At 64.3% G+C, this 15,798-nt stretch carries 15 protein-coding genes; 11 read left to right on the top strand and 4 right to left on the bottom strand.

All coding sequences use genetic code 11. The features are described from left to right. Positions 1–78: 78 nt before the first annotated feature. Positions 79–1,359, top strand: coding sequence for an MFS transporter (locus tag ACWTU9_RS05900; RefSeq protein ID WP_455857472.1), 1,281 nt, complete (start codon positions 79–81; stop codon positions 1,357–1,359). Between the two features lie 69 nt (positions 1,360–1,428). On the opposite strand, the gene ACWTU9_RS05895 is transcribed toward ACWTU9_RS05900, so the two are convergent. Beyond that, on the bottom strand, positions 1,429–2,283 hold the full coding sequence (locus tag ACWTU9_RS05895; protein ID WP_454589042.1) for a mechanosensitive ion channel family protein: 855 nt from the start codon (positions 2,281–2,283) through the stop codon (positions 1,429–1,431). A gap of 240 nt (positions 2,284–2,523) precedes the next feature. Between ACWTU9_RS05895 and rsfS the strand changes: the two genes are divergently transcribed. From rsfS to ACWTU9_RS05855, 8 genes are all read left to right on the top strand, one after another. Next, entirely contained in the window at positions 2,524–2,901 is a 378-nt protein-coding gene (rsfS, locus tag ACWTU9_RS05890) for a ribosome silencing factor (protein ID WP_454572924.1), read from the top strand. Between the two features lie 62 nt (positions 2,902–2,963). Further along, positions 2,964–3,446, top strand: a complete 483-nt coding sequence (gene rlmH, locus ACWTU9_RS05885; RefSeq protein WP_455857471.1) for a 23S rRNA (pseudouridine(1915)-N(3))-methyltransferase RlmH — start codon at positions 2,964–2,966, stop codon at positions 3,444–3,446. Between the two features lie 210 nt (positions 3,447–3,656). Continuing rightward, positions 3,657–5,000 carry a murein hydrolase activator EnvC family protein gene (locus tag ACWTU9_RS05880; protein ID WP_455857470.1) on the top strand — a complete coding sequence of 448 codons (1,344 nt, stop codon included), beginning with the start codon at positions 3,657–3,659 and terminating at the stop codon, positions 4,998–5,000. A gap of 1 nt (position 5,001) precedes the next feature. Continuing rightward, positions 5,002–6,327, top strand: coding sequence for a S41 family peptidase (locus ACWTU9_RS05875; protein ID WP_454572927.1), 1,326 nt, complete (start codon positions 5,002–5,004; stop codon positions 6,325–6,327). A 180-nt stretch (positions 6,328–6,507) separates the two neighbouring features. Beyond that, positions 6,508–7,686 carry a divergent polysaccharide deacetylase family protein gene (locus ACWTU9_RS05870; protein ID WP_455857469.1) on the top strand — a complete coding sequence of 393 codons (1,179 nt, stop codon included), beginning with the start codon at positions 6,508–6,510 and terminating at the stop codon, positions 7,684–7,686. Between the two features lie 5 nt (positions 7,687–7,691). Next, entirely contained in the window at positions 7,692–8,210 is a 519-nt protein-coding gene (locus ACWTU9_RS05865; protein ID WP_455857468.1) for an RNA pyrophosphohydrolase, read from the top strand. 295 nt (positions 8,211–8,505) lie between these two features. After that, entirely contained in the window at positions 8,506–9,639 is a 1,134-nt protein-coding gene (gene alr, locus ACWTU9_RS05860; protein ID WP_455857467.1) for an alanine racemase, read from the top strand. Between the two features lie 90 nt (positions 9,640–9,729). Further along, positions 9,730–10,986, top strand: a complete 1,257-nt coding sequence (locus ACWTU9_RS05855) for a D-amino acid dehydrogenase (protein WP_455857466.1) — start codon at positions 9,730–9,732, stop codon at positions 10,984–10,986. A 3-nt stretch (positions 10,987–10,989) separates the two neighbouring features. Here the strand turns inward: ACWTU9_RS05855 and ACWTU9_RS05850 are convergent, their stop codons facing one another. Next, positions 10,990–11,400 (bottom strand): phospholipase D-like domain-containing protein, encoded by a 411-nt coding sequence (locus tag ACWTU9_RS05850; RefSeq protein ID WP_455857465.1) that lies wholly within the window; start codon positions 11,398–11,400, stop codon positions 10,990–10,992. A 293-nt stretch (positions 11,401–11,693) separates the two neighbouring features. Beyond that, positions 11,694–12,575, bottom strand: coding sequence for a LysR family transcriptional regulator (locus ACWTU9_RS05845; protein WP_455857464.1), 882 nt, complete (start codon positions 12,573–12,575; stop codon positions 11,694–11,696). A gap of 365 nt (positions 12,576–12,940) precedes the next feature. Here ACWTU9_RS05845 and ACWTU9_RS05840 point away from each other — a divergent pair, with 365 nt between their 5' ends. Together ACWTU9_RS05840 and ACWTU9_RS05835 are read left to right on the top strand one after the other, a co-directional pair. Continuing rightward, complete coding sequence (locus ACWTU9_RS05840; RefSeq protein WP_454572936.1) at positions 12,941–14,437, top strand: CoA-acylating methylmalonate-semialdehyde dehydrogenase; 1,497 nt, start codon at positions 12,941–12,943, stop codon at positions 14,435–14,437. Positions 14,438–14,727: 290 nt separating this feature from the next. Then, the gene (locus ACWTU9_RS05835; RefSeq protein ID WP_455857463.1) at positions 14,728–15,039 is read left to right on the top strand and encodes a hypothetical protein; all 312 of its coding nucleotides are present in this window, start codon (positions 14,728–14,730) and stop codon (positions 15,037–15,039) included. An 8-nt stretch (positions 15,040–15,047) separates the two neighbouring features. On the opposite strand, the gene ACWTU9_RS05830 is transcribed toward ACWTU9_RS05835, so the two are convergent. Continuing rightward, positions 15,048–15,737: a GntR family transcriptional regulator gene (locus ACWTU9_RS05830; RefSeq protein ID WP_455857462.1), complete on the bottom strand. Its 690-nt coding sequence runs from the start codon at positions 15,735–15,737 to the stop codon at positions 15,048–15,050. Positions 15,738–15,798: the final 61 nt, after the last annotated feature.

Raw genomic sequence — 15,798 nt, 5'->3', positions numbered from 1 at the left:
ACAAGGGGAGAAGGGGGAAACCGCCCATGTCGCTTTTACGGCGGCCTTTCAACGTCGGCTGAGCGATGCTGCGCTGATATGGCCACTCCAGTGAATCACACCCACATCGACCCGCAGCACGGCGCCCCGCCGGCGCCGGTGATCGCCATTGCCAGTGTCGTTGTGTCGATGGCCCTGATCGCGGTCGGCAACGGGCTGATGTTCGCCTATATCCCGGTTCGGCTCGGCGTCGAGCGTTTCGATCCGACCTGGGCCGGGCTGATCATCACCGGTCTGTCGGCCGGCGGCCTTGCCGGCTGCATCCTGACCGGACCTCTCGTCAGAAGGGTCGGGCATGCTCGCGCCTTCATGGTGCTGTCGGCGCTGATTGCGCTGTCCAACGCCGCCATCGGCGCCGGCACCTATCCGCTTTTGTGGATTGCGGCGCGTGCGCTTTATGGGTTTGCCATATGCGGCCTTTTCATCGTTGCCCAGAGCTGGCTCAACGATGCCGTCGCCAATGCTATCAGAGGCCGGGTGATGGCGGTGTTCTACGTCGCTTATGTCGCCGGCCTCGGCGTCGGCTATGCTCTGCTCGCGGCGGTCGATATCGCGACGGCCGAAGCGCCGCTGATCGGCATTGCCTTCACCGCGCTGTCGATCCTGCCGGTCGGCATGACGCGGCTCGCCCAGCCGCCACCGCCGCAGGCCGCGTCCGTGGCGCTTGGCCGCGCCTGGCGGATTTCGCCAGTGGGGGTGGCCGGCATGCTTGCGGTTGGCGGCCTATCGATGGCGATCTCGGGATTCGCGCCGATCCACGCCACGGCCAAGGGCTACAGCCAGGCCGATGTGGCGCTGCTGCTCTCGGCCATGCCGGTAGGCACGCTGATCCTTCAAATTCCGCTCGGCTGGATCTCTGACCGTACCGACCGCCGCTACGTGCTCGCAGGTGCTGCGGCACTCGCCATCGTCACCGGCTTGCTGGCCATCGGCTTCGATGGGGGCGCGCTGGCGGTGCTGGTGGTGATCTATGTGATCTGGGACGGCGCTTCGGAATCGATCTATTCGCTGGCCAGCGCGCATGCCGCCGATCGCGCCGGCAAGGACGACATGGTGGCACTGTCGAGTTCGCTGCTGTTTGCCTGGTCGCTGTCGGGTTTCATCGTGCCGGGCATCGTGACGGCCCTGTCGGCCGTCTATGGAACGCAGGCCTTCATCTATGTGGCCATCGTCATCGCCACCGTCTTTTGCCTGTTCGTGCTGTGGCGGGTGGCGACGACGCGCGCCGTCCCCGCCACGGAGACCGGCAGTTTCGCGCCGATGTCGGCACAGGCGCCGTTGCCGGTAGAGCTCGCTTACGCCCCGGAAGAGCAGCGCTAAAGCAATTTCAGGAAAAGTGTGAAGCGGTTTCCGTCCGGAATTGCTGAAGCAAGGAACAGTTCCTCGGACCTACTGTCGGGTGGCGGATGCCTCCTGTCGGGCCTCCGGCGGCGGTGCCGGAACCGAGATGGCCTCGGCGTCGAAGGCTTGCTTGACGCGTTTGGTGAGATCGATCTGGGTGGCGAAGAAATCCGCCGCTGACGTCCAATAGCGCAAGGTGATGGCGACGCTGGCATCGCCGACCGTGGCGACGAAGGCGATCGGCGCCGGCTCGCGTTTGATGCGGCGCTCGCCACCGGCGACGCCCAGCATGGTCTTCTGCGCCAGGTCGATGTCGTTCCACGAGCCGATGGTCAGCGTGATGTCGCTGCGGCGCACGCCGTTGCGGGTAAAATTGCGAACCGGCTGATTCCACAGCGTCGAATTGGGCGCCAGCACGTAGACGCCGTCCGTCGTGCGAAGCTTGGTGGCGAAAAGGCCGATTTCCTCGATCGTGCCGGCAATGGCGCCGACCTCGACATATTCACCGATGCGGAACGGCCTGAGCGCCAGAAGCATGATGCCGGCGGCGATGTTCTGCAGCGTGCCTTGCAGCGCAAGACCAATGGCCAGGCCGATGGCGCCGATGGCGGCGATGATCGAGGCCGTCTGTACGCCGAACTGGCCGAGCACCATGATGACGACGAGGATCAGGATGGCGTAGCGCACGATCTTCGAGAAGAAATGGCGCAGCGTCGCGTCGAAGCCATGGATATGGCCGAGCCCGGCTGAGATCGAGCGCTCGGCGAGCCCGGCCACGGCGTAGCCGACCACCAGCAGGATGATGGCGCCGATGGCGGAGAAGGAATAGGAGACAATCAGCGTGCTGAGTTGCGCAAGCCCTGCCTGCACGGTGAGAAGCGTGTTTTGGGGGTCGATAGGCATCAGGAAAATCCGGTTGGGGGAGTGTCGATAACCCCTGCGGACGCCATGGGTTCCGATTTTTTTGAAGCTCGGCGGAACCGCAAGGTGGGCGCCACGTTCGCGCTCGCAGAGGGTCCGTCTTGAAACTGCAACGGAACTCTGCCTATCTATGGGGTGTCACCTGATTTCATGGGTGATTTGGTTGTTCTTGCTGCGAAAGGAAATACACTGAGAACAGCACTACGGAAGAAGGCCGACATCGTGCCTTCGCCGGCCGGGATCAGCGTAGACGACGCCGTGTCCCGCGCCATCAAGACAGTCCTTGCCAGTCTGGAAGACTCCAAGGCCGAAAATATTGTCTCAATCGACATTCAGGGGAAATCGAGCCTCGGCGACTACATGGTCGTCGCATCGGGCCGATCGCACCGTCATGTCTCGGCTGTTGCCGACCATCTCCTCAAGGCGCTCAAGGATGCCGGACTCGGCATGGCGCGCGTCGAGGGGCTGTCCGGCGCCGACTGGGTCCTGATCGATTCAGGCGACATCATCGTCCATGTCTTCCGCCCCGAAGTCCGCGAATTCTACAATCTTGAAAAGATGTGGCAGGCGCCGGATCTCGAGGAAGAGACCTTGCACTGAGCTCCGTCTCATGTCGTAACCGTCGTGGGTGCGACATGGGCTGAAAGCTCGGCGAGGCAGGGATGAAGATATCAGTTCATGCCGTGGGCCGGATGAAGACCGGCCCCGAGAGAGAGTTGGCCGACCGCTATTTCGAGCGTTTCGGCAAGAGCGGCCCGGCGATCGGGCTCGAATTCTCTGGTGTCGCCGAGATTCCTGAGGGACGCGCCCAGAACGCCAATGAGCGCCGCCGCGAGGAAGGCCAGAAGCTGCAGGCGCAGCTGCAGCCGGGCACGGCGCTGTTCCTTCTGGATGAACGCGGCAAAAACCTGTCCTCGGACGATTTTGCCACCCGCATCGGCCAGCTGCGCGACGGCGGCCGCAAGGCGCTGGTCATCGCCATTGGCGGCGCCGATGGTCACGACCAGCCGCTGCGCGACCAGGCCGATCTGGTGCTGTCGTTCGGCGCCGCAACCTGGCCGCACCAGCTGGTGCGTGTCATGCTGGGTGAGCAGCTTTACCGCGCGGCGACGATTCTTGCAGGCCATCCCTATCATCGTTCGTAAACCGGTGGGTTGAGGTCAACCGTACCGATTTCCGCCCCAATGCACCGCTGTTTTATGCTAAAGCGCGTCATGCGACGCGCTTTAGGTCTTTTGGTTTTATGCATGTCGTTTTCCCAAAACCGAGGTCACTTTTGGGCGACATGCATTCGGCTTCGGTTTCGATCATGGTTGATGGTTCGTTAACGAAGCCACGCATAGAGTCGGGCTTCAATGTCTGAAAGCGGGAAATCAGGAACGGGCTTCCGGCACGCGCGCTGCGGCATCGCTGCAGCAGTGGTTTTGCTGTCGCTCGGGCTTGCGCGGGCCGAAAACACGCTCGACGTGGCGCCCGACCCCGATCAAAGCCGCGCCGAATATGAGAAGGTTTCGGCCGAGATCACGCTGTCGTCCGAACGATTGGCCAAGCTTGCTGCCGACATTGCGGCGGTCAAGAAGGACCATGCTTCGATCACCGCGGCGCTGATCCAGTCGGCGATGACCGAGCAGAAGCTCGGCCAGGACATCGAGGATATCGGCGCCAGGCTCGAAGGCCTGAAGGGCGAGGAGCAGAAGATCCGCGTCTCACTGGCGGCGCGGCGCGACGTGCTGGCCGAGGTGCTGGGCGCGTTGCAGCGCATGGGGCTCAATCCGCCGCCGGCGATCCTGGTCAAGCCGGAAGACGCGCTGTCGTCGGTGCGCAGCGCCATCCTGCTCGGCGCGGTGGTGCCGGAACTGCGCCAGCAGACTGAAAAACTGCTGGCCGACCTCAAGGAACAGACGCGGGTGACAGCCTCGATCGAGGCCGAGCGGACCCGGCTGACGGCGGCGGTCGGCGAGCAGACAGCGGAGAAGAAGCGCCTCTCCATGCTGCTCGAGGCCAAGCAGAAGCTCGAGGCGGACACCTGGACCGCGATGGTGGCGGAAAAGCGGCGATCCCAGGCACTTGCGGCTAAGGCCGGCAGCTTGAAGGAACTGATTGCCTCGCTCGAGGCCGACAAGAGCCGCAAGGCGGCGGATGCTGCCAAGGCCGGCGAGCAGAAGGCCGCCGACGGCGACAAGACGGACGCGGATAGCACCGCGTCGACCGAGCTCGCCTCGCTGCCGGTGCCGGAAGGCAATCGTCTCACCGCGGCGGCGCCGTTTTCGGCGCTTCAGGGCCAGGTCGCGCTGCCGGTCACCGGCAAGATCAAGCGCCATTTCGGGGCCGATGACGGTAACGGCGCGGTGATGCTTGGCGACATGGTTGCGACACAATCGGGAGCCATCGTCACGGCACCGGCGGACGGAAATGTGCTTTATGCGGGGCCTTTTCGCTCCTATGGTCAACTCTTGATCCTCAATGCGGGAGACGGCTATCATGTCGTCCTGGCGGGGATGAGCAGAATCAGCGTCGCGTCTGGCCAGTCGGTACTCGCAGGAGAGCCGGTCGGCGCGATGGGAGAGGCCCGGGTGGCAAGCACCTCGGCCTCGAAGAATGGAAATGCCACGCCGGAACTCTACGTCGAGTTCCGCAAGGATGGAAAACCCGTCGATCCGACCCCATGGTGGGCGGACCGCTTCTCTGGAAGGACCTGAAATGATGCGGAAACTGTCGCTTCTTATTGCCGGTGCGCTGATGGGCGCGTCAGCGATGAGCCTGGTCTATGGCGCGCCCGGCTCGACGGCGAACGCTGCAGGCTCCGAAACCTACAAGCAGCTGGCGATCTTCGGCGACATTTTCGAGCGCGTGCGGGCGCAGTATGTGACGCCGCCGGACGACAAGTCGCTGGTCGAAAACGCCATCAACGGCATGCTCGCCTCGCTCGATCCGCACTCGTCCTACATGAATGCCGAGCAGGCGCAGGACATGCGCGTGCAGACCAAGGGTGAGTTCGGCGGCCTCGGCATCGAGGTCACCATGGAGAACGACCTGGTCAAGGTAATCACGCCGATCGACGACACCCCGGCCGCCAAGGCAGGCGTGCTGGCCGGCGACTATATCGCCAAGATCGACGGCCAAGAGGTTCGCGGCCTGACGCTCAACGACGCAGTCGAAAAGATGCGCGGCCTGGTCAATACGCCGATCAAGCTTACCATCCTGCGCCAGGGCGCCGACAAGCCGATCGAGCTCACCGTCGTGCGCGACATCATCAAGGTCAAGGCGGTCAAGTTCCGGGTCGAGAACGACATCGGCTACATGAAGATCACCTCCTTCACCGAAAAGACCTATGACGACCTCGAGAACGCCATCGACACCATCAAGAAGCAGGTGCCGAACGACAAGCTCAAGGGCTATGTGCTGGATCTGCGCCTCAATCCGGGCGGGTTGCTCGACCAGGCGGTGAGTGTGTCCGACGCCTTCCTCGACCGTGGCGAGATCGTCTCGACCCGCGGCCGCGATCCGAAGGATGTCACCCGCTTCGACGCCAAGGCAGGCGACGACATCGGCGCCAAGCCGCTGATCGTGCTCGTCAATGGCGGTTCGGCCAGTGCTTCGGAAATCGTTGCCGGCGCGCTGCAGGATTTGCGCCGCGCCACCGTGGTCGGCACGCAGTCCTTCGGCAAGGGTTCGGTGCAGACCATCATCCCGCTTGGCGAGAACGGCGCGCTGCGCCTGACGACGGCGCTCTATTACACGCCGTCCGGCAAGTCGATCCAGGGCAAAGGCATTACGCCCGACATCAAGGTCGACCAGCCGCTGCCGCCCGAACTGCAGGGCAGGGACCTGACGCGCGGCGAATCGGACCTCAAGGGCCATATCAAGGGCGCCGACGAGAGCGACACCGGTTCGGGCTCGGCTGCCTATGTGCCGCCAGATCCGAAGGACGATCTGCAGCTCATCTATGCAGAACAGTTGCTGCGCGGCCAGAAGACCGATCCGGCTTTCCCGCCGAATCCGGAGAAGGCCGTGCTCAACCAGTAACTCGACCAACGGCTCTGGCCGCCTGATCGATGCGATGCAATGCTGCCGGGACCGCAAGGTTCCGGCAGTTTGATTCGGGGGGCGGCTGGGGCGGCGTTCCCAAGGAATGCGCGGGGACGTGCCAGTGGTTGAATTTGCGCCTTCTGAAGCCCTTCGGAATTATGCGCCCGGGGATGCGGCTTGGCTGACATCGGCAAAGACATAGAACGCCCGCTCGGACAGACCGTCCGGCCGCGCGCCGCGTCGCGCGGGTTGAGCGCCCGTGCTGTCGCGACGACACTGGTCGTGCTGGCCGCGGTCGGCATCTCCGGCGCGATCGCGCTGCGCGAAAAGCCGTTCCGCAAGCCCGAACAGGCGGTGGTCTCGACGCCGAAGGTGACGGCGGCAGCGGAGCCTGCCGCGGCGGCACCAACCGCAGCGCCCGCGGCGCCGAAGCCGGAAACGCCACCCAAGGCCAGCGGGCCGCAGATCATCCATATGCAAACCGAAGGGGGCGATGGTCCGCCCAATGCAGCCATCGTCATCCATGACCCGTCGACGATCGGTCAGAATCTGAAGATTGCGCATATCCCTGACAAGGCGCTGATCGAGGCCAGCGACACCGGCCCGCTGCCGGTACGCGCCGCCGACGGCAGGCGGCCGTTTGACGTCTATGCGCGGCCGTGGTCGGGCTCGCGCGGCGCGCGGGTGGCGATTGTCATCGGTGGGCTTGCGGTGTCGCAGACCGGCACGCAGGCGGCAATCGCCAAGCTGCCGGCGGAAGTGACTTTGGGCTTTGCGCCGCAAGGCAACAGCATCGGCCGCTGGATGCAGGCGGCACGGCAGAGCGGGCATGAGGTCGTCATGCAGGTGCCGCTCGAACCGTTCGACTACCCCAACGTCAATCCCGGCCGCAACACGCTGACGGTGGCGGCAAGCCCGGATGACAACCTGAAGAACCTGCGCTGGGCGTTGTCGCGAACGACCAACTATACCGGCGTCATGAACTATATGGGCGCGCGCTTTTCCGCCGACGCGACGGCGATGGGACCGTTCATGGCCGAACTCGGCAAGCGCGGCCTTGCCTATATTGACGACGGCTCGTCCGCGCGGAGCCTGGCTCCCGATCTCGCCCTGAAGGACGGCGTGCCGTTTGTCGCCGGCGATATGGCGATCGATGCCGTGCAGGACCGCGGTGCCATTCTGAAGAAGCTCGACGCGCTGGAAGCCACCGCACGCGCCAAAGGCTCCGCCGTCGGCATTGGCTCGGCTTTCGATCTTACCGTCGACACGGTTGCGGCGTGGGTGCTCGAAGCGAAAAAGCGCGGCATCGAAATTGTGCCGATCTCGGCGGTGGCTATAGATCCGGAAAAAGGCTGACCTGTATGGAGAAGAAGAAAACTGTCGATCCAGAGACGCTGCCGTACCGGCCCTGCGTCGGGCTGATGATCCTCAATGGCGACGGGCTGGTCTGGGTCGGTCATCGCATCGCCGAACCGGACAGCGAATTCGCCGGCACCACGCAGCTCTGGCAGATGCCGCAAGGCGGCATCGACAAGGGCGAGGAGCCGCTGCAGGCGGCCGGGCGTGAGCTATACGAAGAGACCGGCATGCGCTCGGTCACGCTGCTGGCCGAAGCGCCGCACTGGATCAACTACGATCTGCCGGCCGATCTGGTCGGCATCGCCTTCAAGGGGCGTTATCGCGGCCAGACGCAGAAATGGTTCGCCTACCGCTTTCACGGCGAGGCCAGCGAGATCCAGATCAATCCGCCGCCCGGCGGCCATACGGCCGAATTCGATGAATGGGCCTGGCGGCCGATGCAGGACCTGCCCGACTTGATCGTGCCGTTCAAACGCAAGGTCTATGAGGACGTGGTGGCGGCGTTCCGGCATCTGGCGTAGGCGGATTTGAGCAGCCAGGTTCGCATGGTAAGAAATCCATGCTTTATTGGTTGAAGCATGGACGACGCCCGGCAATCGCCCCCTAGCGCTGCGTTAGCGCTGCCCCTCACCTGGCTGCCGCCATCCTCTCCCCGTATAGGGGCGGGGAGAGGGGCAATGTCGTCGACGATTTCGCCAATCTCCAGCGTCGCAAGAAGAGAGCGGGCGTTGAGGCCAGCCCTTTCTCCCCGTCCCTATACGGGGAGAAAGGTCCGGCAGGACAATGAGGGGCGGCGCCGACCTCCATGTGTCTGCCATGACTGAAGCGAAGGCGTGTCTGCCACAATCCGATACGATCACCGAGGCCGCCGCAGGCGCGATCCTGACCATCGATCTCGGCGCGGTCCGGGAGAATTACCGGCGGCTCAAGGCAAAGCTCGGCGGCGTACGCTGCGCCGGCGTCGTCAAGGCCGACGGTTACGGGCTCGGCGCGCGGCAAGTGGCGACGGCACTGGTTGCCGAAGGCTGCGACATCTTCTTTGTCGCGCATCTCACTGAGGGTGTCGCGCTGCGCGACGCGCTCGGGCCGTTTCCATCGATCCATGTGCTGAACGGCTTGCCGCCGGGCGCGGAGCCGGAAGCGGTTGCGGCGGATCTTGTGCCCGTCATCAACAGTGCGGCGCAGCTGAAGGCATGGGGCGGCGTCGGCCAAAAGGCCGGCCGCAAACTCAAGGCGGCCATCCAGGTCGATAGCGGCATGTCGCGGCTTGGCATGCCGCCGGCCGAGGTGGAGACGCTCGCCCGAGACGCGACAGCCTTCGACGGCATCGACGTGGCATTGGTGATGAGCCATCTCGCCTGCGCCGACGAGCCGGCGCATACGGCTAACGAGCGGCAGTGGCTGGCCTTTGAGCGCTTGCGCAAGATGCTGCCCGAGGCTCCTGCTTCGCTCGCCAATTCCTCCGGCATCTTTCTGGGGCCGACGTTTCATTTCGACCTCGCGCGCCCGGGCGCCGCGCTCTACGGCATCAACCCGACACCGGGCGAGCCAAACCCGATGCTGCCGGTGGTGCGGCTGGAGGCAAAGATCATCCAGACGCGCAGCATCGAAAAGGGTGCGGGCGTCGGCTACGGCCATGCGTTTTTGGCCAGCGGCCACTTGCGCGCGGCGACGATCTCGCTCGGCTATGCCGATGGCTGGCACCGGCGCGCCGCGTCGGCCGCCTGGTTCGAAGGTGTCAGGCTGCCCTTTGTCGGACGGGTGTCGATGGATTCGATCATCCTCGACATTTCGGCGTTGCCGGCCGGGCGGCTGCGCGAAGGCGACCTTGTCGAGATGCTGGGTCCGTCGCAGAGCGTCGATGACGCCGCCGGCCATGCCGGCACCATCGGTTATGAAATCCTGACCAGCCTCGGCCCCCGCTTCCACCGCCGCTATGTGGACGCGTAGGACGAGACGCGCCCCCTTGGCGGACGCTGCAAAATCCGGCAGACAGGAGATGGCGGCCTTCTGACAGATGTCGTCGTGGAGAGTGATGCGATGAAGATCTTCGTGTTGGGCGGCGGCGTGATCGGGGTCACCACCGCCTACTATCTCGCCGAGGCCGGCCACGAGGTCACGGTGTTCGATCGCCAGAAAGGGCCGGCGCTGGAAACCAGCTTCGCCAATGCCGGCGAGGTCTCGCCGGGCTATGCCTCGCCCTGGGCCGGTCCCGGCATTCCGCTGAAGGCGATCAAATGGCTGCTGATGAAGCATGGCCCGCTGGTCGTGCGGCCGGCCCTCGATCCGCATATGTGGACGTGGCTCATCAAGATGCTGCGCAACTGCACGGCCGATCGCTACGCCATCAACAAGGCGCGCATGGTGCCGCTCGCCGAATACAGCCGGGACACGCTGAAGGCGCTACGGGAGGCGACCGGCATCGCCTATGACGAGCGGAGCAAAGGCACGCTGCAGCTGTTTCGCACGCAAAAGCAGCTCGACGGCACCGGCGGCGACGTCGAGGTGCTGAAGAAATACGGCGTGCCCTACGAGTTGCTCGATCCCGATGGCTGCATTGAGGCCGAGCCGGCGCTGGCCAGCGTGCGGGAAAAGTTTGTCGGTGGGCTCAGGCTGCCCGGCGACGAGACCGGCGACTGCAAGATGTTCACCGACAGATTGGCCGAGCTCTGCGTGGCGCGCGGCGTCACGTTCGAATATGGCGCGCAGCTCAGGCGCTTCACCAAGAACCGCAATCGTATCGTCAGCCTCGGCGTGGATCAGCGCTCGCGGGCGGCCGACGCCTATGTTCTGGCGCTGGGCAGCTATTCGGCGCGCTTCATGCGCCTGCTGCGGCGCCCGATCCCGGTATACCCGGTCAAGGGCTATTCGATCACCGTGCCGATCAAGGATGCAACGGCCGCACCGGTTTCAACGGTGATGGACGAAACCTACAAGGTGGCGATCACCAGGCTGGGCGACCGCATCCGCGTCGGCGGCACGGCGGAGATTTCCGGCTTCGATCTCAGGCTGCACGAATCGCGCCGGCGCACGCTCGAACATTCGGTCGGCGACCTCTTCCCGGATGGCGGCGACCTCAAGGCGGCGTCGTTCTGGTGCGGGCTGCGGCCGATGACGCCCGACGGGCCGCCACTGATCGGCCGCACGGAGTTCTCCAACCTCTATCTCAATACCGGCCACGGTACGCTTGGCTGGACCATGGCCTGCGGCTCGGCCAAGGTGCTGTCCGACATCATCTCCAGCAAGGTGCCGGATATCGACGTGCGGGAATTGGGGCCGGAGCGGTATCAGAGGTAGGGATCAAAACGCCTCCTTCACCCAGCCCTTCGAGAACAGCAGCCGGTAGGCCCATGGTATCGTCACCTTGGTCGAGACCGGGTTCGAATGGGCGACATAGTCGTCGTAGACCGGCTGCATTCTGGCGTAGAAGGCGGGGTCGAGGACCATCATGCCGTTTTCCAGGTCATGGAAGAAGCTGCGGTTGTTGAGGTTGACCGACGAGATCGTCACCAGCCTTTCGTCGATCATCACGATCTTGGAATGCAGCGCGACGTCGGGCGCCTTGAATTCGCGGATGTTGATGCGGTCGCCATATTTCTCGACGAACAGCTTGTTGAGCGCGGTCAGCAACTTGCCGCCAATGTCGCCCTTGAGGTCGATGCGGCCGACAATGTCGATCCTGACGCCGCGCCAGCGCCCGCTCGATGGCAAGGCTGAGCTTCGCCGGTGCGGGTGCCGGGACCACAATAATTGCCAAAGACGAAGGGCGAGGGGCGGGCCATTGCAGTGCGAACAGGCTTGGGAATGTCGGATTCCGGAACTTCGGCCCATGGGTTGGCGCAGGCCGAAAGCACAGCAAGCGTCAAGATGGCTAGAATGGCTCGCATCTTGATCCGCGCCAGTTTTGCAAAGAAATGTCCCACCCGGCGCAGCCAGTCCTCAAATGACCGGCGACATCGCGCTTACTGCCACACGCGCCGTTTTTATGGCAAGGGAATGGCGGCCTACACGAACAGGCTTCGCTCTTTCTCAACCGCCTTGGTGATGAAGTTGGCGACGATCTGGACGCGGCGCAGCGGACGGACCGATTCATGATAGACCAGCCAATAGGCGCGGCGGATCGGCGCCACGATGTCGACGGGGATCAACTCCGGCATCGAGCGGGCGACGAAGGTGTGCAGGATGCCGATGCCGGCGCCCGAGCGCACCGCTTCGGCCTGGCCGAGGGCCGAGGAAATGGCGAAACTGGTGCGCCAGTCCGGGCTGAATTCGGCGGCATAGTCGAGTGACGGGCTGACGATGAGGTCCGGCACATAACCGATCAACGTATGCTGGCCAAGTTCCGCTGATGTCCGCGGCAGGCCATGCGCCTCGACATAGCCACGCGAGGCAAACAGGCCGAGCGTGTAGTCGACCAGCTTTCCCGCCACCAGCCTGCCTTCGCTCGGCCGCTCGACGGTGATGGCGATATCGGCCTCGCGCCTGGACAGCGAGAAGGAACGCGGTACCGGCACCAGCTGGATGGTCAGTTCGCGGTGCAGCGCCGTCAGCGCGCCCAGACGCGTGGCGAGGAAAGCGACGCCGAACCCGTCAGGCGCGCCGATGCGCACCGTGCCGGAGATGTCGTCACCTTCGCCCGACACAGTCGAGCGCGCGGCAATCATGTCGCTCTCCATGCGCTCGGCAATGTCGAGAAAGCGCTCGCCGGCCGGCGTCAGTTCGCTGCCGGTGGTAAGCCGGCGAAACAGTTTGGTCCGCAGCGCATCCTCGAGCGCCGCGATGCGGCGCGAGACGGTGGCGTGGTTGAGCTCGAGGCGCTTGGCGGCACCGAGGATCTGGCCGGCGCGCGCCACCGCGAGGAAGATGCGGACGTCATCCCAGTTCATGGGGGTGGTCCGGGTTAGTTGCCGGCGTCGCGTTCCCGCCCACCCCCCTCTGTCCTGCCGGACATCTCCCCCGCAAGGGGGGAGATTGGATATCGTCTCTGCTTTTGCCAATCACCAACGATTGAGAATGGGCGTCATCGAGGAAGCTGCTGATCTCCCCCCTTGCGGGGGAGATGGCCGGCAGGCCAGAGGGAGGTGTGAAGGAATGCAACCTTCGATCCTTTTAGCACCGCATCATTTGCGACAATTAATGCACACCTGCCCCTCGTTGTCTATTTTCTGCACAACGGTTGCGTTCTCCCTCGCGTTGCCTTCGCGCCTGCAAAGGCGTTGAATGCATCATCACAAACTCAGGGAGAGAAACCATGATCGAATACGGTCATTTCATCGGCGGCAAGCATGTCGCCGGGACCAGCGGGCGCAAGCAGGACGTGATGCAGCCGATGGACGGCACGGTGCGCGGCACGGTGGCGCTGGCTTCGCCGGCGGAACTGCGCGCGGCTGTCGAGAACGCCAGGGAAGCGCAGCCGAAATGGGCCGCCACCAACCCGCAGCGCCGCGTGCGCGTCTTGATGAAATTCCTCGAACTGGTCGCCCGTGACTATGATGAACTGGCCGACATACTGGCGCGCGAGCATGGCAAGACCATCGCCGACGCCAAGGGCGACATCCAGCGCGGCCTCGAAGTGGTCGAGGTCTGCATCGGCGCGCCGCACATGATGAAGGGCGAATTCACCGACGGCGCCGGCCCCGGCATCGATGTCTATTCGATGCGCCAGCCGCTCGGCGTCGTTGCCGGTATCACTCCATTCAATTTCCCGGCGATGATTCCGCTGTGGAAGATCGCGCCGGCAATCGCTTGCGGCAACGCGTTCATCCTGAAGCCTTCCGAGCGTGACCCGGGCGTGCCGATGCGCATCGCCGAACTGTTCATCGAGGCCGGCCTGCCGGCCGGCATCCTCAACGTCGTCAATGGCGACAAGGACGTCGTCGATGCCATCCTCGACGACCCGGACATCAAGGCCATCGGCTTTGTCGGCTCGACGCCGATCGCCCATTACATCTATTCGCGCGGCACGGCTGCGGGAAAACGCGTGCAATGCTTCGGCGGCGCCAAGAACCACATGATCATTATGCCCGACGCCGACATGGACCAGACCGTCGATGCGCTGATCGGCGCCGGCTACGGCTCGGCCGGCGAGCGCTGCATGGCGATCTCGGTGGCGGTTCCGGTCGGCAACGACACCGCCAACCGGCTGATGGAAAAGCTGGTGCCGCGCGTCGAAAGCCTCAAGGTTGGCCCATCGACCGATTCCTCCGCCGATTTCGGCCCGCTGGTGACGGCGCAGGCCCTGGAGCGCGTGAAGGGCTATGTCGACACCGGCGTCAAGGAAGGCGCCAAGCTGGTCGTCGACGGCCGCGGCTTCTCCATGCAGGGCTATGAGGACGGCTACTATATGGGCGGCTGCCTGTTCGACAATGTCACTGCGGACATGCGCATCTACAAGGAAGAGATCTTCGGGCCGGTGCTGTCGGTGGTCCGCGCGCCGACCTATGAGAGCGCCATCAAGCTCGCCAATGACCATGAGATGGGCAATGGCGTCGCCATCTTCACCCGCGACGGCGACGCCGCGCGTGACTTCGCCAGCCGTGTCCAGGTCGGCATGGTCGGCGTCAACGTGCCGATCCCGGTTCCGATCGCCTACTACACCTTCGGCGGCTGGAAGGCGTCGTCCTTCGGCGACCTCAACCAGCACGGCCCGGACGCGTTCCGCTTCTACACCAAGACCAAGACGGTGACGTCGCGCTGGCCGTCCGGCATCAAGGACGGCGCGGAATTCGTTATTCCAACGATGAACTGAAATATCGCCCATGCTGGGTTTTCGCGGGCGCCTCGTCTTTGCGGGGCGCCCGTTTTGCGTCGGAGCCCGCCCGGTGATGCCAATCCTGGCGGCGCTTGAAACGACGCTTGTTTTCGAGAGACAGGGCCACCATATCGAATCCAGGGAGCGTTATAGCTGCTCCCGACGACAGACCGGAAACCAGAAGGAGTGACGTGATGAAGACGTCGAATCCGGCCTGGAGCGCTTCGGTACATTGAGGCGGCCGATATGCCTCCCTTGCCGGAACGCGAAGGCAAAGGAGGTGCCCTATGGCACGCACATTCTTGTTTCGATGGATCAGGGTGGCCGCGATCGGCACTGCGCTGGCGCTGTCGACGCTATCGGCGCAGGCGCAATTTATCTGCGGTGGCCACAGCGACCTGGTCGCGGGGCTGGCGCAGGCCTTTCAACAAAAGCAGATCGGCTACGGTGTGGTCGGCGAGGCCGCCATTGTCGAGATCTATGTTTCGGCAAATGGGACCTGGTCGATGCTGGTGACCGACGTGCAGGGCCGAAGCTGCATCTTCGCGACCGGTGACGGATGGGAGAATACCGCCATCGCCACCGCGCAAGGGATCTGATCGTCCGTTCAGCGGGTCGCGGCGACTTCGGCATGGCCGCGCAGCAGGGCCATCAGCCGCTTGGCGTCCTTGGCTGCGGCTTCCTCGTCGCCGGCCAGGATCGAGCGGATCAGGGCGACATGGTGCTCGGCGGATTCGGCGAGGCCCGTATCGGCCTTGTAGCGGAACCAGAAGCGGCGGCTGTGGGTTTGCAAGGGCGCGGCCAGCCGCGCGGCGAACGGGTTGTCGGCGGCTAGCGCCAGCGCCTCGTCTAGCGCCTTGTCGGCCTGGATGAAGGCCAGCACATTGCCCGAGATGACTGCCTTCTGCATGGAGAGTGCCGCCTCGTGAAACAGGTCCGCGGCCTCGCGGGTGACGAAGCGGGCGGCCGAGCGGGCCAGCACCACCTCGACGCCGCGCCTGGCATCGAGCACCCGCAGCCAGTCGCCGGGATGCAGCGGGGCAATGGCGATGCCGGCACGTGGCCTGATGTCGAGCAGGCCTTCCCATGCCAGGCGCTGGATCGCCTCGCGCACCGGTGTGCGCCCGAGGCCCAGCTTTTCGATCAGGGCGCCTTCGGTGACGAAGCTCGCCGGCGCCAGTTCCAGCGTCACGATCATGTGCTCGAGCACGCGGTAGGCCCTGGCGGCGACCGGTTCAGCAGACTGGGTGTCGATGGATATCAAAGGCGCGCTCCTGATATATTTTAAATATATCATAACGGAATCCGTATTGACAGCTGGTTTTCTAACAGATATACGGCTGATATATCAGATGGAG

Source organism: Mesorhizobium sp. 128a (assembly GCF_053848025.1).
Note: the sequence above shows the minus strand (reverse complement) of the source record. Positions and strands in the feature narration are given on the sequence as shown.

Bases quoted from the DNA above. Each gene is read 5' to 3' on its own strand.
- ACWTU9_RS05900 (WP_455857472.1), top strand. From the start codon at position 79: ATGGCCACTCCAGTGAATCACACCCACATCGACCCGCAGCACGGCGCC.
- ACWTU9_RS05895 (WP_454589042.1), bottom strand. From the start codon at position 2,283: ATGCCTATCGACCCCCAAAACACGCTTCTCACCGTGCAGGCAGGGCTT.
- rlmH (WP_455857471.1), top strand. From the start codon at position 2,964: ATGAAGATATCAGTTCATGCCGTGGGCCGGATGAAGACCGGCCCCGAG.
- ACWTU9_RS05880 (WP_455857470.1), top strand. From the start codon at position 3,657: ATGTCTGAAAGCGGGAAATCAGGAACGGGCTTCCGGCACGCGCGCTGC.
- ACWTU9_RS05875 (WP_454572927.1), top strand. From the start codon at position 5,002: ATGATGCGGAAACTGTCGCTTCTTATTGCCGGTGCGCTGATGGGCGCG.
- ACWTU9_RS05865 (WP_455857468.1), top strand. From the start codon at position 7,692: ATGGAGAAGAAGAAAACTGTCGATCCAGAGACGCTGCCGTACCGGCCC.
- alr (WP_455857467.1), top strand. From the start codon at position 8,506: ATGACTGAAGCGAAGGCGTGTCTGCCACAATCCGATACGATCACCGAG.
- ACWTU9_RS05855 (WP_455857466.1), top strand. From the start codon at position 9,730: ATGAAGATCTTCGTGTTGGGCGGCGGCGTGATCGGGGTCACCACCGCC.
- ACWTU9_RS05845 (WP_455857464.1), bottom strand. From the start codon at position 12,575: ATGAACTGGGATGACGTCCGCATCTTCCTCGCGGTGGCGCGCGCCGGC.
- ACWTU9_RS05840 (WP_454572936.1), top strand. From the start codon at position 12,941: ATGATCGAATACGGTCATTTCATCGGCGGCAAGCATGTCGCCGGGACC.
- ACWTU9_RS05835 (WP_455857463.1), top strand. From the start codon at position 14,728: ATGGCACGCACATTCTTGTTTCGATGGATCAGGGTGGCCGCGATCGGC.
- ACWTU9_RS05830 (WP_455857462.1), bottom strand. From the start codon at position 15,737: ATGATATATTTAAAATATATCAGGAGCGCGCCTTTGATATCCATCGAC.